The 19186-nt window shown below is 67.7% G+C and carries 17 protein-coding genes; 9 read left to right on the top strand and 8 right to left on the bottom strand.

Going from position 1 to position 19186, the window contains the following annotated elements; all coding sequences use genetic code 11:
• Positions 1–28: 28 nt before the first annotated feature.
• Together SLQ31_RS28955 and SLQ31_RS28950 are read right to left on the bottom strand one after the other, a co-directional pair.
• Entirely contained in the window at positions 29–1165 is a 1137-nt protein-coding gene (locus SLQ31_RS28955; RefSeq protein ID WP_319437638.1) for an acyltransferase, read from the bottom strand.
• Positions 1162–2859 carry a DEAD/DEAH box helicase gene (locus tag SLQ31_RS28950; RefSeq protein WP_319437637.1) on the bottom strand — a complete coding sequence of 566 codons (1698 nt, stop codon included), beginning with the start codon at positions 2857–2859 and terminating at the stop codon, positions 1162–1164. The genes SLQ31_RS28955 and SLQ31_RS28950 overlap by 4 nt, the downstream gene beginning before the upstream one ends.
• Positions 2860–2931: 72 nt before the next feature.
• On the opposite strand from SLQ31_RS28950, the gene SLQ31_RS28945 reads away from it, so the two are divergent.
• The 3 genes from SLQ31_RS28945 to SLQ31_RS28935 are packed head-to-tail and all read left to right on the top strand — an operon-like array spanning position 2932 to position 8249.
• Positions 2932–3468 carry an LppP/LprE family lipoprotein gene (locus tag SLQ31_RS28945; RefSeq protein ID WP_319437636.1) on the top strand — a complete coding sequence of 179 codons (537 nt, stop codon included), beginning with the start codon at positions 2932–2934 and terminating at the stop codon, positions 3466–3468.
• Between the two features lie 30 nt (positions 3469–3498).
• On the top strand, positions 3499–6900 hold the full coding sequence (locus tag SLQ31_RS28940; RefSeq protein WP_319437635.1) for a TM0106 family RecB-like putative nuclease: 3402 nt from the start codon (positions 3499–3501) through the stop codon (positions 6898–6900).
• Complete coding sequence (locus tag SLQ31_RS28935; protein WP_413643266.1) at positions 6897–8249, top strand: FAD-binding oxidoreductase; 1353 nt, start codon at positions 6897–6899, stop codon at positions 8247–8249. Before SLQ31_RS28940 ends, SLQ31_RS28935 begins: the two co-directional genes overlap by 4 nt.
• Here SLQ31_RS28935 and SLQ31_RS28930 read toward each other — a convergent pair.
• Positions 8246–9064, bottom strand: a complete 819-nt coding sequence (locus SLQ31_RS28930) for a thioesterase family protein (protein ID WP_319437634.1) — start codon at positions 9062–9064, stop codon at positions 8246–8248. The two genes, SLQ31_RS28935 and SLQ31_RS28930, sit on opposite strands and share 4 nt — an antisense overlap.
• On the bottom strand, positions 9061–9915 hold the full coding sequence (locus SLQ31_RS28925) for an SMP-30/gluconolactonase/LRE family protein (protein ID WP_319437633.1): 855 nt from the start codon (positions 9913–9915) through the stop codon (positions 9061–9063). Before SLQ31_RS28925 ends, SLQ31_RS28930 begins: the two co-directional genes overlap by 4 nt.
• Before the next feature lie 85 nt (positions 9916–10000).
• Between SLQ31_RS28925 and SLQ31_RS28920 the strand changes: the two genes are divergently transcribed.
• From SLQ31_RS28920 to SLQ31_RS28895, 6 genes are read left to right on the top strand one after another with little or no spacing between them, the layout of a single operon-like run.
• Positions 10001–10972: a zinc-binding dehydrogenase gene (locus tag SLQ31_RS28920; protein WP_319437632.1), complete on the top strand. Its 972-nt coding sequence runs from the start codon at positions 10001–10003 to the stop codon at positions 10970–10972.
• A complete protein-coding gene (locus tag SLQ31_RS28915) occupies positions 10969–11724 on the top strand; it encodes an HpcH/HpaI aldolase family protein (protein ID WP_319437631.1) in 756 nt (251 codons plus the stop codon). Before SLQ31_RS28920 ends, SLQ31_RS28915 begins: the two co-directional genes overlap by 4 nt.
• Positions 11721–12452: an SDR family oxidoreductase gene (locus tag SLQ31_RS28910; protein ID WP_319437630.1), complete on the top strand. Its 732-nt coding sequence runs from the start codon at positions 11721–11723 to the stop codon at positions 12450–12452. The genes SLQ31_RS28915 and SLQ31_RS28910 overlap by 4 nt, the downstream gene beginning before the upstream one ends.
• On the top strand, positions 12434–13909 hold the full coding sequence (locus SLQ31_RS28905) for an NAD(P)/FAD-dependent oxidoreductase (RefSeq protein WP_319437629.1): 1476 nt from the start codon (positions 12434–12436) through the stop codon (positions 13907–13909). The genes SLQ31_RS28910 and SLQ31_RS28905 overlap by 19 nt, the downstream gene beginning before the upstream one ends.
• Positions 13910–13914: 5 nt before the next feature.
• Positions 13915–14856 carry an alpha/beta hydrolase gene (locus tag SLQ31_RS28900; RefSeq protein ID WP_319437628.1) on the top strand — a complete coding sequence of 314 codons (942 nt, stop codon included), beginning with the start codon at positions 13915–13917 and terminating at the stop codon, positions 14854–14856.
• A 38-nt stretch (positions 14857–14894) separates the two neighbouring features.
• Complete coding sequence (locus SLQ31_RS28895) at positions 14895–15461, top strand: hypothetical protein (protein ID WP_319437626.1); 567 nt, start codon at positions 14895–14897, stop codon at positions 15459–15461.
• A gap of 22 nt (positions 15462–15483) precedes the next feature.
• On the opposite strand, the gene SLQ31_RS28890 is transcribed toward SLQ31_RS28895, so the two are convergent.
• The 4 genes from SLQ31_RS28890 to SLQ31_RS28875 form a co-directional block, all read right to left on the bottom strand.
• Complete coding sequence (locus SLQ31_RS28890) at positions 15484–16314, bottom strand: SDR family oxidoreductase (protein WP_413643262.1); 831 nt, start codon at positions 16312–16314, stop codon at positions 15484–15486.
• A gap of 84 nt (positions 16315–16398) precedes the next feature.
• Entirely contained in the window at positions 16399–17070 is a 672-nt protein-coding gene (locus tag SLQ31_RS28885) for an esterase (RefSeq protein WP_319437624.1), read from the bottom strand.
• A 1-nt stretch (position 17071) separates the two neighbouring features.
• Positions 17072–18370, bottom strand: coding sequence for a hypothetical protein (locus tag SLQ31_RS28880; protein WP_319437623.1), 1299 nt, complete (start codon positions 18368–18370; stop codon positions 17072–17074).
• Positions 18367–19149, bottom strand: a complete 783-nt coding sequence (locus SLQ31_RS28875) for a hypothetical protein (protein ID WP_319437622.1) — start codon at positions 19147–19149, stop codon at positions 18367–18369. Before SLQ31_RS28875 ends, SLQ31_RS28880 begins: the two co-directional genes overlap by 4 nt.
• Positions 19150–19186: the final 37 nt, after the last annotated feature.

Genomic DNA, 19186 nt, shown 5'->3' with positions numbered 1-19186 from the left:
CGGCGAAATCTTCGCTCTCAGTGCGGTCTCAGCGTACGCGGGTGAACCGGTGCAGCACCCACGCCACCGGGATCGTCATCACCAGCGTGACGATGAATAGCGCAGGCGCCCAGCCCGTGTACACCGGCCAACGCAGTACCTCGACCATGGCGACCTCCATCACCACGAGGTGCACCAGGAATATCTCGTAGGAGATTTCGCCGAGCCACACCATCGGCCTGCTGCCCACCGCCCGCGCGTACCACCCCCGGTTGCCAAGCGCGAGTGGGGCGACCATCAATGTCGCGATCGCGGCGTAGAAACCGGTCTTGACCAGCGCCTCGGTCAGCCCCGTCGGTGACGTGGTGGGCTCGCCCGCGATCGGGGTGGACACGATCATGAAGCTGACGACCGCCAGCGGTATGGCGATGAACCCCAAGACCCGAACTCCCATGGCCTGCAACACCGTCAGCAGCATGCCGCCGACGAACCAGGACAGGTAGCCGGGCAGCCAGAGCCGGGCGCCGTTGAGCAGGAAATCGGTGTTGTGCACCAGCACCAGCCACGCCGGGCTGATGAGCGCGAGCACCAACAGCCCCGCCACCAACCGCAACGGCCGCCACTGTCGACGGCACACCACAACCAGCAGCAGCCACGCCAACACCGGCAGGGCGACATAGAACGCCACCTCGACGGCCAGGCTCCACATCTGCGTAAGTCCTTGGTGCAGATAGCCATTGAACATGTAGTTGTCGGTGTAGATCTGGGTCAGCGTCAGGTTGCGCAGCAGGCCGACCCAGGTATGGCCGGGATTGGGCCCGCCGTCGCGGAACTGGTAGATCAGATAGGCGGCCAGCACGGTGACTATGTAGGCCGGCATGATGCGCCGCACCCGGTGCCACGCATAGCGGCGCACCGACGGCGCCGTCCCCCCACCGACCGCAGCCCGCACCCACGGCCCGAATAAGAGATAACCCGACAGCACGAAGAAGATCGGCACACCGATCTCCAGGCGCGAATACACCAGGCCCACAAAGCCGTGCGTGTACTTGCCGGTGGTGTAGGCCGCGTGGGTGCCCAGCACCATCAGCGCCGCGACCGCGCGGATACCCGTCAGCGAGGCGACCCGGTCAACCCCCGAAACTGCTTCCAGTCCGCCTTGGTCGACCTGACCGGACGCGATCATCGGCTCGTGCGCCGAGGCTTCCCGCCGGAGGGACGCGAGTCGGGACGCGTGTCGTATCGTGGGCTGCCACGGTCAGGCTTCAGGTCGATCAAAATCCCGGAAATACGGGTCTTCTCAAGGGCTTTCAACGTTGCCTTGGACAGCTCGGCGGGCAGCTCGACCAGTGAGAAATCGGCCTTGATGGTGATGTGCCCGAAATCGCTACGGTGCAGTCCACCTTCGTTGGCCAGCGCCCCGACGATCGAGCCCGGCCCCACCTTGTGCCTCTTGCCGACCGAGATGCGATAGGTCGCCAGGTCGTCGCGGGTCTTGCGCGGGGTGCGCTCCCGCTCCTCGCGCTCGGGACGCTCCCGGCGCTTCTCCGGCGGCGGCTCGGTCATCAGGAATTCCGCACCGTCACGGCTCTGCAGCGCCAGCGCCGCGGCGATGTCCGCCATCGGCACGTCGTGGTCTTTCTCGTAGTCCTCGATCAGCCGACGGAACATATCGAAGCCGGGTGCGGTGAGCGCCTCGGTGATCGAATCCTGGAACTTGGCCACCCGCTGGGCGTTGACGTCCTCCACGCTGGGCAACTGGTCCTCGGTGACCGGCTGGCGGGTGACCTTCTCGATCGACTTCAGCAGGTGGCGTTCCCGCGGCGAGACGAACAGCAGGGCAGTCCCGGATCGTCCGGCCCGCCCGGTGCGCCCGATGCGGTGCACATAGGACTCCGGATCGTGCGGGATGTCGTAGTTCAGCACATGGGAGATGCGTTCGACGTCCAGCCCGCGTGCGGCGACGTCGGTGGCCACCAGGATGTCGATCGCGCCGCTCTTGAGCGCCGCGATCGTCCGCTCGCGAAGCGCCTGTGGGATATCGCCGTTGATCGCCGAGGCGGCGAACCCGCGGGCCCGCAGCTTCTCGGCGACCTCCTCGGTGGCCTGCTTGGTCCGGACGAACACGATCATCGCCTCGAACGGTTCGACCTCGAGCAGACGGGTCAGCGCGTCCATCTTGCGCGGCCCGGCCACCTGGATATAGCGCTGGGTGATGTTCTCGGCGGTCGCGGTCTTGGACTTGACCGCCACCTCGACGGCATCGTGCAGGTACTTGGACGTGATCTTGCGGATCGCCGGGGGCATGGTCGCCGAGAACAACGCGATCTGCTTGTACTCCGGGGTATCGGCCAGGATCCGCTCGACGTCCTCGGCGAAGCCCATCTGCAGCATCTCGTCGGCCTCGTCGAGCACCAGGTAGTCCAGGTGCGAGAGATCCAGGCTGCCCTTCTCGAGGTGGTCGATGACGCGGCCGGGGGTCCCGACGACGACCTGCGCGCCGCGCTTGAGGCCGGTCAGCTGCGGAACGTAGGAGGTGCCGCCGTAGATCGGCAGCACGTTGATGTTTCGGTGCGCGCCGTAGCGGCTGAACGCCTCGGCGACCTGCAGGGCCAACTCACGCGTCGGGGCCAGCACCAGCGCCTGGGTGACGCGGCTTGTTGGGTCGATTTTGGACAGGATCGGGATCGCGAACGCGGCGGTCTTACCGGTGCCGGTCTGCGCCAGACCGACGACGTCGGAGCCGGCGAGCAGCGCCGGAATGGTGGCCGCCTGGATCGCCGACGGGGTTTCGTAGCCGACGTCGGCAACCGCCTGCAGCACCGCGGGGTGGATCTGCAGGTCGGCAAAGGTTACGGGGGCGTCTTCCAGGGATGTCATCGGATCTGCAGTCTACTGCCGGTGCGTGCCGTTACCCGCCTCCGCTCGCAAAGGGCGGTACCGTCTGCCGGTGTGTGGGTGAGGCTTGGAGTCGCAGCGGCGGCAGCCGTGCTCGCCGCGGGCTGCAGTTCCGGCGACTCGACGGTGGCCAAGACTCCACAGCCGACGACGACCGCGGTGACCACGACTGAGGCTCCCCCGCCGCCACCACCACCGCCGAGCACCACGCCGCCGCCGGATCCATGCGCGGTGAACCTGGCCGCACCCGCGATCGCGCAGACCGTCTCCGAGCTGCCTCGCGACCCGCGCAGCGGCCAGGCCTGGAACCCCGAACCGGTGGCGGGCAACTACAACGAGTGCGCACAACTGTCCGCGGTGATCATCAAGGCCAACACGAACGCCGATAACCCCAACACCCGCGGGGTGCTGTTCCATCTCGGCAAGTACATCCCGACCGGGGTGCCCGACACCTACGGCTTCAACGGTGTCGACACCACGCAGAGCACCGGCGACACCGTCGCCCTGGGCTACCTGAACGGCCTGGGCATGCAGAGCGTGGTGAAGTTCCGCTGGAACGGCAATGGCGTCGAGCTGATCGGCAACGGCTGACACGTCGGTGCGCCCGCCTACAGTAGGGCTGTGTTCGTCGCCGACGACCGGGTCATCTACAGCGCATCTGATCTCGCCGCGGCCGCACGCTGCGAGTACGCGCTGCTGCGCGCGTTCGATGCCAAGCTGGGCCGCGGCCCTTCGGTGTCGGCGACCGACGAACTTCTGGCCCGTACCGCCGAACTCGGCGGCCAGCACGAGGAACGTCACCTCGACGAGCTGCGCTCGACCACCGACGTCACCATCATCGGCAGGCCCGCCTACACCGTCGCCGGACTGACCGCCGCCGCGAACGCCACCCTGACCGCCGTCGAGCAGCGCGCGCCCCTCATCTACCAGGCCGCGATGTTCGACGGTCGTTTCGTCGGGTTCGCGGACTTCCTGCTGCTCGACGAGGACCGCTACCGGCTGCGCGATACCAAGCTCGCCCGCTCGGTGAAGGTGGAGGCGCTGCTACAGCTGGCCGCCTACGCCGAGACGCTGAGTGTGGCCGGCGTCGCGGTCCACGACGAGGTGGAACTGGTGCTGGGCAACGGGACAACGCGGGCCTACCGGGTCGACGAGTTGCTGCCGGTCTACCGGTCCCGGCGCACCGAGCTGCAGGGTCTGCTGGATCGGCACCTGGACGGTGATGTCGCGGTGAGCTGGACCGACGAGAGTGTGCGCGCCTGCATGCGCTGCCAGGAATGCGCGGCGCAGGTCCGCGAGCAGGACGACCTGCTGCTGGTCGCGGGCATGCGAATCAGCCAGCGGGCCCGGTTAATCGACGCCGGTATCACCACGGTGGCCGAGCTGGCCGCGCACGACGGCCCGGTCCCCGAGCTGCCTGCCCGCGCGGTCGCCGCGCTGAGCGGGCAGGCCCGGCTGCAGATCGCGCCCCGGGTGGACGGCAAACCGCCGTTCGAGGTTGTCGACCCGCAGCCGTTGATGCTGTTGCCCGATCACGACAAGGGCGATCTGTTCTTCGATTTCGAGGGTGACCCGCTGTGGACGGCCGACGGTACTGAGTGGGGCCTGGAGTACATGTTCGGTGTACTCGGCGCGGGCGGGGACTTTCGGCCGCTGTGGGCCCATGACCGCCGCCAGGAACGCAAGGCGCTGAAGGGCTTTCTGGACATGGTCCGCAAGCGGCGCAAGCGGTATCCGAAGATGCACATCTACCACTACGCGGCATACGAGAAGACGGCCCTGCTGCGCCTGGCCGGCCGCTACGGCGAGGGCGAGAACGAGGTCGACGACCTGCTCCGCAACGGCGTGCTCGTCGACTTGTATCCCTTTGTGCGCAAGAGCATTCGGGTCGGCACCGAGAACTACAGCCTCAAGTCGCTCGAGCCGCTGTATATGGATGCAGAACTGCGCACCGGCGATGTCACCACCGCCACCGATTCGATCACCATGTATGCCCGCTATTGCGAGCTGCTCGCCGACGGCAACAACGACGAGGCCGCGACCGTGCTCAAGGAGATCGAGGACTACAACCACTACGACTGCCGGTCCACCCGGAAACTGCGGGACTGGTTGTTGCACCGCGCCTTTGAAGCCGGGGTGCCGCCGCTGGGCATGCAGCCGGTGCAAGACGGCGGACAACTCGACGTCGACGACGACCTGGCCCGTACCTTGGGCGGCTTCGCCGGGGATGACGTCACCGCCCGCAGTCCCGAGCAGCGGGCCGTCGCGATGATCGCGGCCGCACGGGGGTATCACCGCCGCGAGGACAAGCCGTTCTGGTGGGGCCACTTCGACCGGCTCAACAGCCCGGTCGACGAATGGTCCGACACACCAGGTGTTTTCCTCGCCGATCGGGCGGTCGTCGACACCGAATGGCATGTTCCGCCGCGAGCCCGCAAGCAGCAGCGCCGGTTGCGGCTGACCGGCGCGATCGCGGCCGGTGAGCTCGACAGCGACATGTACGCGCTCTACAACCCGCCCACACCGGCCGGCCTGTCCGACGACCCCGAGCGACGGGCATACGCCTCGGTGAAGGTGCTCGGCTGTGACGACCCCTCGGCACCGACCGAGGTGTTGGTCATGGAACGAGAACCGCGCGGAACTAACAGCGCCGGGGGGACCTTCACTCAGTTGCCGTTCGCGCTCACGCCGGGCCCACCGTTTGCGACCAAGGCCCTGCGCGAATCGATCGATGCCGCAGCAGCCCACCTCGCAGCCGGCCTTCCCGACCTGCCGTCGTCGGCCGTCGTCGACATCCTGTTACGCCGTCCGCCGCGTACCGGTGCGCCGCTGCCACGCACCGGTGACAGCGCCGCCGATATCACCTCCGCACTGCTGGCCTTGGATTCGTCGTACGTGGCCGTGCACGGCCCACCCGGCACCGGCAAGACCCACACCGCCGCCCGGGTCATCGCCGCCCTTGTCAACGAGCACCGCTGGCGCATCGGCGTCGTCGCGCAGTCACATGCCGTGGTGGAGAACCTGTTTCGCGACATCATCAACGCCGGAGTGGATCCCGCGCTGGTGGCCAAGAAACCCAGCGGCACCGGCCCGTGGACCGACATCGACGAGAAGACCTACCCCGCCTTCATCGCCGGCAATGACGGCTGCGTGATCGGCGGTACGGCATGGGATTTCGCCAACCAGACGCGGGTGCCGCCGGGTTGCCTGGACCTGCTGGTGATCGAGGAGGCCGGCCAGTTCTGCCTGGCCAACACCATCGCCGTCGCGCAGGCGGCCACCAACCTGCTGCTCCTCGGCGACCCGCAGCAGCTGCCCCAGGTCAGCCAGGGCACCCACCCCGAGCCGGTGGACGCCTCGGCACTGGGTTGGCTGGTGGACGGGCAGCACACCCTGCCCGAAGATCTCGGCTACTTCCTGGATCGCTCGTATCGCATGCATCCGGCGGTGTGCGCCGCGGTGTCTCGGCTCTCCTATGACAATCGGCTCCACTCGGTGGAGGAGCGCACCGCGGCACGACAGCTCGCCGGAGTCCAGCCCGGGGTGCGCGTGCTGGCCGTCCAGCACGACGGCAACTCGACGGACAGCCGCGAGGAGGCCGAGGCGATCGTCACCGAGATCACCGCGATGCTCGGATCGGCGTGGACCGACGAGGAGGGCACCCGTCCGCTCAGCGCCGCCGACGTGTTGATCGTGACTCCCTACAACGCCCAGGTTGTGCTGCTGCGGCGCCTCTTGGATGCGGCCGGATTATCCGATGTGCGGGCCGGCACCGTCGACAAGTTCCAGGGCCGCCAGGCCCCGGTGGTGTTCATCTCGCTGGTGGCCTCCTCGATTGCCGAGGTGCCGCGCGGAATCTCCTTCCTACTCAACCGCAATCGGCTCAACGTCGCGGTGAGCCGGGCGAAGTACGCCGCGGTGATCGTGCGTTCGGCGATGCTGACCGACTACCTGCCGTCGACACCGGCAGGGTTGGTGGAGTTGGGGGCTTTCCTGGCCATGTGTGGTAAACCCACGGCATGAGTTCTTCGCTGCCCGAACAACTCCAGGCCATCGTCGGCGCCGCGCAGGTCGTGACCGACGCCGACATCCTGGACGGCCGCAGCATCGACCACACCGGGCGCTACCGCGGGAAGGCCAGCGCGCTGGTGCGCCCCGGCTCGGCCGACGAGGTCGCCGCGGTGCTGCGGGAATGCCGTGCGGCCGGGGTTTCGGTGACCGTGCAGGGCGGGCGTACCTCGCTGGTGGCCGGCACGGTTCCCGAGCACGACGACGTGCTGCTGTCCACTGAGCGGCTCACCGAGGTCGGCGATGTGGATGTCGTCGAGCGACGCATCCGGGTCGGGGCCGGGGTGACGGCGGCGGCCGTGCAACGCGCAGCCGCGGCGGCCGGCCTGCTGTTCGGCGTCGACCTCGCCGCCCGCGATTCGGCCACCGTCGGCGGGATGGCGTCCACCAATGCCGGCGGCCTGCGGACCGTGCGCTACGGCAACATGGGTGAGCAGGTGATCGGGCTGGACGTCGCGCTGCCGGACGGCTCGGTGGTGCACCGGCACAGCCAGGTTCGTGCCGACAACACCGGCTATGACCTGGCGTCGTTGTTCGTCGGCGCCGAAGGCACTTTGGGGGTGATCACCGGGTTGGATCTGCGCCTGCACCCGGTGCCCGCGCATCGGGTGACGGCGGTGTGCGGATTCGCCGACCTGGCGGCGCTGGTGGCCACGGGCAGGGCGTTGCGCGACACCGAATCCATTGCCGCCCTGGAACTCATCGACGGTCGGTCGGCAGCGTTGGCCGCGGAGCATTTCGACGTGCCGGTGCCGACGGCCGGCGACTGGCTGCTGCTGATCGAACTCGCCGGCGAGACCGACCTGACCGAGCGGCTGGCCGACGCGCTCGAAGACGCCGAACTGTGCGGCGAGCCGGCGGTGGGCATCGACAACGCCGCTCAGCAACGACTCTGGCAGGCCCGCGAGTCCACCGCCGAAGTGGTGGGGCTGTTCGGTCCGCCGCTGAAATTCGATGTTTCCCTGCCCCTGTCGGTGATCCCCGCGTTCGCCACCGACTCCGCCGCGCTGGTCACCGAGCATGCGCCGGAGGCCATCCCGGTGCTGTTCGGCCACGTCGGCGAGGGCAATCTGCATCTGAACGTATTGCGTTGCGACACCGAGCGGGAGGCCCACCTGTATGCGGCGATGATGAAACTCATTGCCGCCCATGGCGGTAACGTCAGCTCAGAGCATGGCGTCGGCAGCCGCAAGCGCGCCTACCTTGGCATGGCGCGTTCGGACGCGGACATCGCCGCGATGCGCACCATCAAGGCCGCCTTCGACCCGACGGGCTATCTCAATCCCGCGGTGCTATTCGACTAGGCCTTGGGCGGGCGCGGGCGCACCAGCACCGACTGCTGGATGACGCCGACAGCACCGTCGTCGTCGAACAGCGTGCCGACCGTCGTTGCCACCCCATCGGGCCCGTACATCGTCTCGGCGCGGATACCGACCCACTCTCCCTTGGGAACTCGGTGGACGTGCACCGCCAGATCGGTGTTGAGGAACGTGTACTTGGTGATGTCGATCTTGGAGCCGATGCCATTGGCGTCATCGGCAACGGCGAACAATCTCTCCAGCGGTGTCAGCTGCTCCCCCTGCACCAGGTCGACCAGCGGCCGCAGCCACGACTCCCCCGGACCGGGCGCCAACGGCTTCGTCAACCACAGCCACTCCAGGCTGTGCACGTAGTTACGGTCAAAGTTGTCGGCAAGATTGCGGTTCACGCCCTCCGCGCGCGGGCGCAAGGGCTCGACCGGCGCAGAGAGCAACGCCTCGGTGTCCAGTGTGAGCATCCGCCAGCCGCTGGCCCTGGCGACCGGACGGGGTTGCCCGTCGGGACCCTGACCGAGCATCGTCGCGGAGACCAACTCGATCTGCTTGCCGCCCCGGTCAACTGACGCGGTGACCCACAGGTCCCCCTCGGCCGGTACCGGCCCCAGCAGGTCGACGACCACCCGGCTCAGCCGGGTGTCCTCGCGCTGCTGACAGCGTTCCAGCGCGCGAACCAACAGCGCCGACACCGGACCCGCGTGCTGAATGTGCGACGTCCACGTGCTGCGAACCAAGTCGGTGGCCCGAAATTTCTCTCCGCGCGGATCATCCGGGTCGACGAGTTCGTAGTAGCTGTCGGTCATGCTGACCTTTCGATTGACGGAAAGCCCGCGCCGGGAATCTCGACCCTGACCGTTTCGACGCACGACCCCCGGGTGCCGACGAGACGCTGCGGATAGGCATCGGGAGTGGTGACCAGGAACAGGGTCTGCCGATCCGGACCACCGAGCATGCAGGCGATGGCCGCGCGGTCGCCGATGTCGATGCGGTCGGTGATCGCGCCGCCGGCCTCGACGCGTTCGAATTGGTGAGCCAGCGTCATCGACGTCCACACCCCACCCGCTTCGTCCAGCGCGATGCCGTCCGGCGGACCGTCGAGCCCGTCGGCGAAGACCCGCCGCCCGGACAACCCACCGCCGCCGTCGATGTCGTAAGCGGTCAATCGCCGCCCGATCGATTCGGCGACGATCAGCGTGCGGCCGTCCGGCGTGATCGCCATGCCGTTAGGGAAGTCGAGATCCTCGGCCACCACGGTCACCGAGTCGTCGGGGTCGAGCCGGACGATGATGCCGCCCTCGCGCGCCTGCGCGCCGATGTAGGCCCGGCCGGCGGCGTCGACCACCATGTCACCGAGATTGGCCGGGGCGATCCCGGACAGGTCAGCGATCTCGGTGACCGTATCGCCGTCATAGCGCAGCACCACCCGGCGTTCGGTCGATACGATCAGCAGCGTGCCGTCGGGACGGAAGCCCAGGCCGGCCGGCGCGTGGCCGGGCAGGTCCAAGGTGGTCACCGAGCCATCCAGGGTGACGGTGTGCACCGCCTCGCCGAGCATGTCCGACAGCCACAGCAGGCCTTCGAACCAGCGCGGCCCTTCGCCGAAGCAGAGGCCGTCGGCCAGCGCCGTGCGTGCCGGGGAACCGATTACCGTCATGACGCGACTTTACAAAACATCGACCAAGTGTCACGCTCCGTGGGTGGCAATGTCAACGACCCACGCGTCATCGGAGGCCTAGCCAGTGTGGTGTTATCGGCTCGTCGCGCCGTACACGTTCGAGCGGGTCACGGTTCCCGAACCGCCGTCCGATCGGCTATCCGACGGACAGGTGCTGTTGAAGTTCCTCGCCGCGGGCATCTGCGGCAGTGACATCCCCGGCTTCAAGGGCGTGCAGGGCCGACTGCCCGGTGACACCGGTGCATTAGCCGCCGAGATGGCCGGCTTCCCGGTCCACGAGATTGTCGGCGAAGTCTTGGCCAGCGCCCACCCCGACCACCGCCCCGGCGACCGTGTCGTCGGCTGGGCCTCCGGCTTCGACGGCCTGATGGAGTTCGTGGTCTCCGACGGCAACGGGCTGGCCCCCTACGACCCATCGCTGAGTCCCGCGCACGCGGTCGGGCTGCAGCCGCTGGCCTGCATTCTGTATGCGGTCGAACAACTTCCGCCCCTGGCCGGCAAGCGGGTCGCGGTGATCGGCCAGGGCTCGATCGGGCTGCTGTTCTCGTATGTGGCCAAGGCCGCCGGTGCCGAGCACGTCACCGGGGTCGACCCCATTTACCGCGACGATATCGGCGCGAAGTTCGGAGTCGACACCGTGGTGCGGGCCACCAGCGATCGCTGGGTGGCTCACCTCGCGCCACACGACAAGCCCGACGTGGTCATCGAAGCGGTCGGCCACCAGGTGGCCACCCTCAACAACGCCGTCGAAGCGACGGGTTTCGGCGGGACGGTGTTCTACTTCGGTGTGCCCGACGACGACAGCTATCCGATCAGCATGCGCACCATGCTGCGCAACAACCTCACTCTGAAATCCGGTGTGACACTGGAGCGCCGACGGGTGCTCGATGCCGCCGATGCGTTCGCCCGCCAGCATCCCGATCTGCTGAGCATGTACGTCACCCACACCTTCGGGGTCACCGACGTGCAGGACGCCTTCGAGTTCGCCTGCCGCCCGACCCCTGGTCGGGTCAAGATCTCGATCGTGGCCTCATGACCGCCAGCAGGTTGCAGCAGGCGCTGGCCGACAAACCTCAGGTGTGGGGTGGTTGGATCACCGGGCCGACGTTCGCCGGGCCCGACGAATTCGCGCGCGCCGGTTACGACTACGTCGGGTTCGACATCCAGCATGGCTACCTCGACGACGCCGACGTGGCGCAGATCCTGCGCCGCATCGAGCACGTCCCGATCGCCACCGCCGTCCGGGTCCCGTCCCCGGCGGCCGCCCCGATCGGCCGGGTGCTCGACGCCGGTGCCGACGCCATCATCGTCGCCATGGTCGACCGGCCCGAGCAGGCCGCCGAGGCGGTGGCCGCGACCCGGTTCGCGCCAGCTGGCATCCGCAGTTTCGGCCCCTTACGCGCCAGCCTCGGCCACGACCCGGCCGAATTGGCCGCCAGGGTCAGCGTGTTCGCGATGATCGAAACAGCGGCCGGGCTGGACGCGGTCGACGACATCTGTGCGGTACCAGGGCTCGCCGGCGTCTACGTCGGTCCGGCGGATCTGGCCATCTCTCTTGGCGTCGGGATCGTCAAGGCCACCAGTAACAGAGGCGTTCGCGACGCCGCGGTGCGCATCCAGCAGGCCGCGACGGCGGCAGGCATCGTCGCGGGCATCCACGCCGGCGACGGTGTGACAGGAAAGGATTTGGCCGAGTTGGGCTTTCAGCTGATCACCCTTGCCCCGGAGTCAGGTGCGCTGCGGCGCGGTGCGACTGCCCATCTCGCGGAAGCCGAGGGCCGTCCATGAGCGCGACCAAGGTCGCGCTGGTGACCGGCGCGGCACGGGGGCAGGGTGCGGCGCTGGTCAGGCGGTTACGCGCCGACGGCTTCAAGGTCGCCGCCGCCGACGTGCGCATCGACGAACTCCGCACCCAGGTCAGCGAACTCGGCGACCCCGATATCCTCGCGGTCGAGCTGGACGTCACCTCCGAGCAGCAGTGGTCGGCCGCGGCGGCCGAGGTGGTGGACCGTTTCGGCGGTTTGAGTGCGCTGGTGAACAACGCCGGCGTGCTGCACCGAGCGTCGCTCTCCGAGGAGACTGCGCAAGGTTTTGAAAGCAGTTGGCGGTTCAACACTTTGGGGCCGTTCCTGGGTATCAGGGCGGCGCTGGAACACCTGCGCCGCGCCGACGGCGCCGCGATCGTCAACACGTGCAGCACCGGGGCGATCCGGCCGTTCCCGTTCCACGCGGCGTACGGCTCGTCGAAATGGGCGCTGCGCGGCCTGACCCAGATCGCCGCGGCCGAACTGGCCGCTGACGGTATCCGGGTCAACGCGGTGTTCCCCGGGCCGATCGACACGCCCATGCTCGACGACACGGCGCGGCAGCGGTTGATCGAACGGTCGTACGGCGGCCGGCTCGGCCAGCCGATGGAAGTCGCCGACGCGGTGGCCTTCCTGGTGTCCGAGCACGCGTCGTTCATCACCGGAGCCGAGCTCGTCGTCGACGGTGGGCAATGCCTGCGGATCGGATGAGGCAGACGTCGGTCGGCATCATCGGTGCCGGCCCAGGCGGGCTGGCACTGGGTATCTTCCTGGCCAAGGCCGGGTTTCGTGACTTCACGATCTTCGACCGCGAGGACGGGGTCGGCGGAACCTGGCGAATCAACACCTATCCGGGGCTGGCCTGCGACGTGAAGTCGCATCTGTACTCCTATTCGTTCGACCTGAACTCCGACTGGAGCAGGATGTGGCCGGGTCAGCCGGAACTGCTCGAGTACTTCGAACGCTCCACCGACCGTCACGGCCTCCGCCCACACTTGCGGCTGAACACCGAAATCACCACGGCACAGTGGAATTCCGGCGCCAACACGTGGACTCTGACCGACTCGACCGGTCAGCACCACACCTTCGACATCGTGGTCTCCGCCGTCGGGATGTTCACCAAGCCGCTGCTGCCCGACCTGGACGAGCAGGAGCCGTTCACCGGGACCCTGATGCATACCGCACGCTGGGACCATTCGGTCGACCTCACCGGAGCGCGGGTCGCGGTGCTGGGCACCGGATCCACCGCATCGCAGCTCCTGCCCGAGGTCGCCAAGGTGGCCGACAAGGTGTACTCCGTGCAGCGCTCCCCCACCTGGATACTGCCCAAGCCAGACCGGCCGTATACCGAACGAGAGCGCTGGGTCTTCAAGCGCATTCCGTTCGCCAAGAAGTTCTACCGGACTCGGCTGTGGCTGCGCAGTGAACGCAATATCTCGGTGATCGAGAATGGCAGTGACAAAACCCAAGAGTTCAAGGACATCTCGCTGCGCTATCTGGAGGCAGGAGTGCCCGACTCCGACCTGCGCGCCAAGCTCACCCCGGATCATCCGCTGGGCTGCAAGCGGCTGGTGTTCGCGGCCGACTACCTGTCGACGTTGACCCAGCCGCACGTCGAGGTGGTGTCCAGCCCGGCCCGCTCGCTGCGGACGCGCTCGCTGGTCACCGAGGATGGTTCCGAGCTCGACGTGGATGTGGTGCTGTGCGCCACCGGCTATGCCGCCACCGACTACCTGGGCCAGATCGAGGTCGTCGGCGAGGGCGGTCGCTCACTGCACGACATCTGGCACGACGGTGCGTTCGCGTATATGGGCATGACCGTTCCAGGCTTTCCGAACTTCTTCATGCTCTATGGGCCCAACACCAACGTCGGCTCCAATAGCGTGATCTTTGTGCTCGAAGCCCAGGCCCAGTACATCGTGCGGGCGTTGAAGCACCTGCGCCGCACGCGCGGGCGCTACGTCGCGGTCCGCGCCAAGGCGATGGACGACTTCCTGGCCGATATCGACCGGTGGATGGAGGGCACCGTCTGGATGACCCGGTGCAGCAATTACTTCCGGGCGCCCAACGGCCGGGTGGTCACGCAGTGGCCGCGCAGCGCTCGCGCCTTCTGGACGATGACGCGCCGATTCCGCCCGCGTGATTACACGTTCACACCGGACGGGTAGTCAGTATGGAGCCCGATCCCGAAATCCTCCGGCGACTCGATCCCGCACTGTACGGGTTCGCCGCGGCGCGTGTCGATCTATCTCTAGGTGGTCTTGCCGCGGTGCGGGATTCGCTCAACGAGCGGCGCCGCGATGCCGTCGACCAGATCGACACCACCGGGGTCGAGGTCACCGATGTCATGGTTCCGCGTGATGGCGCGCCGACGGTTCCGGTCCGGATCTACCGCGGCGCAACGTCACCATCGCCCGCGGTGATCTATTGCCACGCAGGCGCATTCGTATTAGGCAACCTCGACACCGACCACCGCCAGTGCGTCGAACTGGCCCGCCAAGGTGCCTGCACGGTGCTCTCGGTCGACTACCGGCTGGCCCCCGAGCACCCTTTCCCCGCCGGACTCGAGGATGCCGCCGCAGTGCTGGGGTGGGCTTGGGCAGCGGCCGAGGAACTCGGACTCGACCGCGATCGGCTGGCCCTGGCCGGCAACAGTGCCGGAGCCGCGCTGGCCGCCGGGCTGGCCCAGCGGGCGGCCGCCGAGACGGTGCCGCCGATTGTCGGCTTGCTGCTGCACCAACCCGTGCTCGACGACCGCCCCACCGCGTCAAAGGCAGAGTTCGGATCCACACCGGGCTTCGACGGCGTCGCCGCCGAACTGATGTGGCGGCACTATCTTGGCCAGACCGTCCCGAGCGCCACTGCAGTACCCGGCCGCAGCCACCAAATGATCGGCGCGGCAAGCACGTTCATCACCTGCTCGGAGCTGGACCCGCTGCGCGACGAGGCGGTGGAGTATGCCCGGCAGTTGTTGCGGGCCGGCGTGCGCGCCGACCTGCACATCTTTGGCGGCACCTGCCATGGATTCGACTCGCTGTGTCCCGACTGGGAGGTCAGCAAGGCGCTGCTGACGATGCAGGCGCAGGCACTCCGGCGCTTCTTCGATCAATCTTGAGCTTTACAGATTGGCGTGAAAGTGTCACGCTGTGTGGCGTGCAGGACATCGACGAACGAGACCGGCAGCGCGAGCTCTCCAGGTCGCGTCAGCGCACCCCCAGGCACGCCCGCTACCAGCTCGACGTCGTGGGGACCCATGTCGCCGACGTCGTGGACGCCGCGGGTGGCTGGCTGTTCGACCGGGTGATGGCGGGCTGGGATGTTCGGGTCGCGGTCGCCCATCCCGGCGACCTCGCCGCGCTGCAGATCCTCGGCGTGACAACGATCGGACTTGGCGCGGTGTTCGGCGCCGGCGCGAATGCCCCGACCGCGCTGGCGGTGGCCGGCGCGGTGTGCAGCACCGACGATCGGATACGCGATGCGTTGGCCGCGTCGGTGCGCTCAGCACGCACGGAGGTCACCTTGTGGGGTGACGTATGGGTGCCAAGCATGGGGCGTCCCGGCGACGAAGTCCGTCACGAATTGAGCACAGCCGCACGGGTGTTCAAGGCGCAGGCGGCGTTCGCCGCGGGGCTGGACCCGGTGGTTGCGGCCTTCGAGGTGTTCCGCAGCTACGGCCAGACCATCACGACCGATTACCCCGACCTGCTGCCGGTGGGCTGACGCTCGGCAAGAAGGCTTCCCGCTACTTGTCGACGAAGATGTCGATGATCGGGTTGTCGCCACCGCCGTAGTGGGACAGATCGTCGATGCCGGCCGTCCGCAGCACATCGGAGTCGATCAGGCACGAGCCGTTGACCTGCGAGCCCGGCGAAGTGAAAATCTCGACCGCAGCGTCGGCCATGATCTCCGGGCTGCGCGAGGACGCGATGGCCTCCTCGAAGTCCGGGGAGTTGGCCACCGCCGAGGTGGCGATGTAAGTCTCGGGCCACAGGCAGCTGAAACCGATTCCGGTGTCGGCATATTCGGCCGCCCACCCCATCGACAACAGGGTCATCCCGTACTTCGACAGGGTGTAGGCCGGATGGGCGCCCAGCCAGTACGGATTGAGGTTCAGCGGCGGCGCGATGGTGACGACGTGGCCGTTGGGCGACTTGCGCAGATGGGGCAGGCAGGCCTTGGTCAGCAGGAACGTGCCGCGAATGTTGATCTGCTGCATGAGATCGAATTTCTTGGCCGACAAGGTCTCGGTGGGATCGGTGGCGATCGCGCTGGCATTGTTGATGCAGATGTCGACCCCGCCGAAATTCTGTACGGCGGCGTCGACCGCGCGGGCGACATCCTCTTCACTGCGCACGTCACCGACCACTGCGACGGCTTTCCCCCCGGCAGCCTCGATCTCGGCGGCGGCGGTGTAGACCGTGCCGGGCAGCTTCGGGTGCGGCTCGGCTGTCTTGGCCAGCAGCACGACGTTGGCGCCGTGCCGGGCCGCGCCGAGCGCGATCGCCAGTCCGATCCCCCGGCTACCGCCCGAGACGACCAAGGTGCGGTCGGTGAGCGAGTGCTTCTCGGCCATCATTCTCCTCGCTGAAAATTGCATTCTCTTTTTCAGCGAGCATAGTACTCAGACAGGAAGAATGGTCGCCGGGGTCGGGGTCCCTCAGTTCAGAAACGGGTTCAAGTCGGCACGCGGCACCGTCGCGTGGAGCGGCCCTTCGTTCTGGCCGAACAACTGGTCCTGATCGAAGAAGAAGATGACGGCGTCGTCGGTGATCGCGAAGTTCTGGTAGGTCTCCGCGTCCCGGCCACCACGCGGCGCTGTCCCGGCTCCCGGCGACAGTTCGCGGCTCACCGTCGAATAGATGACGTCGACCGCGCCCCGTTTGAAGACGGTGTCGAACGTGATCGGGGCCTGCTTGCCTAGGTCGTAGTTGAAGGCTTTCACCGACGTGATCGGGTGGGCACCGACGTCTCGGCCGACCCGCAGCACCACGCTTTGTGTGCCGGTGGCGGGCGAACCCGATCGATACTCCTTGGCGGACACCGCAAGTTGGTAGGGCGCCGGCCGGTCCCGTGGTGGAAACTGCTCGGTGTAGTCGACGAACTGGTCACGCTGCCGAGTCAGGTAGGCCGTCACCGCCTGTACGTCGGGATAGTCGACCGGATAACTCATGCCGATCGTGTAGACCGCCGTCTCGGAGTGACTGTGGCAGATCCGGTCGGCATCGACCGTTCCCCCGAAGTCGGCGCAGGACTGCGGGTCCGCCGCGGCCGGGCCGCATCCGATGACGGCGGCCAACACAACGGCGCCGACGAGCGCGGCACACCGCATATCAGGAATCCGCGCGTGGGTAGAGCAGCGCCTCGCTCACACCTCCACCGTTGATCGGCGGCCCGAGCAGCACGGTCGAGGTGTTGGCCGCCGGGTTGTAGCTCACCAGCGACGTGGTCCCGCTGCAGCCCACCTGGCCCCGCACCAACAACCGGCCGTCGGCTGCGCCCGTCACGACGACGTTGTCGGACACACCGGGGATCTTCACCCGGGTGGTGTGCCCGTCGGGGGTGAGCCGCGACAGGAACACGGTGCCGCAGGCACCCATCGACTGCAGGAAGACACCGCTCGGCAGCTTCCAGGCGTTCCCGTCACCGAGGTCGCCACCGAACCCGGGGTCGTTCTCCTGACCGGAGTTGAGCGCGGTCAACGGCGTGGGCGTGCCACCGTCCAGCGGCAACTCCCACAACTGGCTCGAGGAGCCGTGCTGGGACGAGCAGTGGATCAACACCGACCCCGGGCTCCACCACTTGATCGGCCCGCACATGGTCGTCGCCGCCGGCACGGGCAGCTTGCGGATCACCGTCCCGTCGTTACCCATCACCACGAGACTGTTGTCCTTGCGCGGCACGATCTCGTTTCCGAGATTCGCGGTGCCGAGCACCAGCTGCGTACCGTCGGGCGACGCGGCGTAATCACCGCCGAAGTGGCCGGCTCCACCCAGGTCGTCGGTCGGGTAGGTGAACTGCGGATTGCCCTTCAGGTCAATTCTTTTCAAAGTACCCGGCTCGTTGCCGTTGAACGAGGTCGACACCAGTAGCGCGGTGCCGTTGGGGCGGGTGTAGCGCGGGTAGCCGGCGACGGGAATCGTGGTCTGCTCGCCGGTGTGCAGGTCGATGGAGACAGCCGACGTCGGCGTGACGTAGGCCTGGGTGAACAGCGCGTGACTGCCGTCCCCCGACCAGTCGGCCAGTCCGAGCTTGCTTCCCGGCGCAAACGTGGTGATGGCGTAGCGGTTACCCGCGGGGTCGACCAAATACAGTGTTGTGCCGGCAGTTTCGGGTGACGGCGCGCCCGGCTCGGGCTGCTCACCCGGTCGATGCGGGGTCGCCGGGCTCCACGCGGCCAGCATCCAGCCCGGCCCGACCTTCGACCACGGGACGTCCTTGATCGCAGCTTCGACTCCGGCGACAGCGGCCGGTGTCGCCGATGAGGCACCCGCCGCTGTCGGCACCGAAGATGTCTGGGCGGCCGGGGTGTTGGTCGACGACGAGCATCCCGCCACCACGCCGACTGCCGTCACCATGGCGGCGATGCACCGAAAGTTGTTCATGCTGATGCCCTTTCCGAAAGTCCTCATGCGCCGATCCGGCCGATGGCGGTCTTCGCGAATCGCTTGAGTTGGTCACACGAGGTGCCGTACCAACTCGTCGCCCGGTACAGCCGGTTCCCGCCGAGGAGAACGACCACTGTGCTGGACGGCGGGGTTGTCGTCGGCTCGGACACGCATTGCGCCGTGACGCCAACGCCGTCGACGGGAGTGCCGTTTTTCCCGCTGACCGCCCGTTCGAATTGTGCTGCCGCGGAGACCGGAAATGACTGGGGCAGGCGAAGTTCGGATTGCATCCCGGTATCGTCGGTGCCGCGGCTGTAGCTGCAGGAGATATCGACCGAGCCGGCCTCGTCACCCAGCGGTTGGACTTGGACCGGACCGCCGAGCAGTGCGCCCGCCTCGTCGGCGGACACCCAGTCACAGGGCTGGAACCCAGTGGGCGTCGTCGGGTCGACTGGGGCCAGTCGAAGCGTCACCATTTCGGCGCGTCCTGCGGTCATGCCGGGGCTCGGCGACATGGCGCTGATCCGGAAGTCTGTTCGGTAGGTACCGGCGGGGCTGCTCACGGGGTCGCCCCCGTCCGGCGCGACGCCGCGCACGTTGGTCCAGCAACCAAGCGCCCCAGACCTGATGGTCTGGCTCAGGAACTGACCGGTGACATCGGGCAGAGGACGCGGCCAGCCTAACGTGCCGCACAGTCCATCCAGGGTGCTCGGGCCCGGCTGCGCCGAACTGGGCGCGGCCGGGATAGCCAGGGCCGCCACACCCACCGCCGCGACAGTGAAGGCCCGCTTGATCGTCCTCATGACAGCAGTGAAGACAGTTCTTAGCGCTACCGATCCC

The sequence above is a fragment of the Mycobacterium sp. RTGN5 genome, assembly GCF_033804465.1.
Lineage (GTDB): Bacteria > Actinomycetota > Actinomycetes > Mycobacteriales > Mycobacteriaceae > Mycobacterium.
Note: the sequence above shows the minus strand (reverse complement) of the source record. Positions and strands in the feature narration are given on the sequence as shown.

Excerpts from the sequence above, each read along its gene's own strand:
- SLQ31_RS28955 (WP_319437638.1), bottom strand. The coding sequence starts at position 1,165 with ATGATCGCGTCCGGTCAGGTCGACCAAGGCGGACTGGAAGCAGTTTCG.
- SLQ31_RS28950 (WP_319437637.1), bottom strand. The coding sequence starts at position 2,859 with ATGACATCCCTGGAAGACGCCCCCGTAACCTTTGCCGACCTGCAGATC.
- SLQ31_RS28935 (WP_413643266.1), top strand. The coding sequence starts at position 6,897 with ATGAGTTCTTCGCTGCCCGAACAACTCCAGGCCATCGTCGGCGCCGCG.
- SLQ31_RS28930 (WP_319437634.1), bottom strand. The coding sequence starts at position 9,064 with ATGACCGACAGCTACTACGAACTCGTCGACCCGGATGATCCGCGCGGA.
- SLQ31_RS28925 (WP_319437633.1), bottom strand. The coding sequence starts at position 9,915 with ATGACGGTAATCGGTTCCCCGGCACGCACGGCGCTGGCCGACGGCCTC.
- SLQ31_RS28915 (WP_319437631.1), top strand. The coding sequence starts at position 10,969 with ATGACCGCCAGCAGGTTGCAGCAGGCGCTGGCCGACAAACCTCAGGTG.
- SLQ31_RS28910 (WP_319437630.1), top strand. The coding sequence starts at position 11,721 with ATGAGCGCGACCAAGGTCGCGCTGGTGACCGGCGCGGCACGGGGGCAG.
- SLQ31_RS28905 (WP_319437629.1), top strand. The coding sequence starts at position 12,434 with ATGCCTGCGGATCGGATGAGGCAGACGTCGGTCGGCATCATCGGTGCC.
- SLQ31_RS28900 (WP_319437628.1), top strand. The coding sequence starts at position 13,915 with ATGGAGCCCGATCCCGAAATCCTCCGGCGACTCGATCCCGCACTGTAC.
- SLQ31_RS28890 (WP_413643262.1), bottom strand. The coding sequence starts at position 16,314 with ATGGCCGAGAAGCACTCGCTCACCGACCGCACCTTGGTCGTCTCGGGC.
- SLQ31_RS28885 (WP_319437624.1), bottom strand. The coding sequence starts at position 17,070 with ATGCGGTGTGCCGCGCTCGTCGGCGCCGTTGTGTTGGCCGCCGTCATC.
- SLQ31_RS28880 (WP_319437623.1), bottom strand. The coding sequence starts at position 18,370 with ATGAGGACTTTCGGAAAGGGCATCAGCATGAACAACTTTCGGTGCATC.
- SLQ31_RS28875 (WP_319437622.1), bottom strand. The coding sequence starts at position 19,149 with ATGAGGACGATCAAGCGGGCCTTCACTGTCGCGGCGGTGGGTGTGGCG.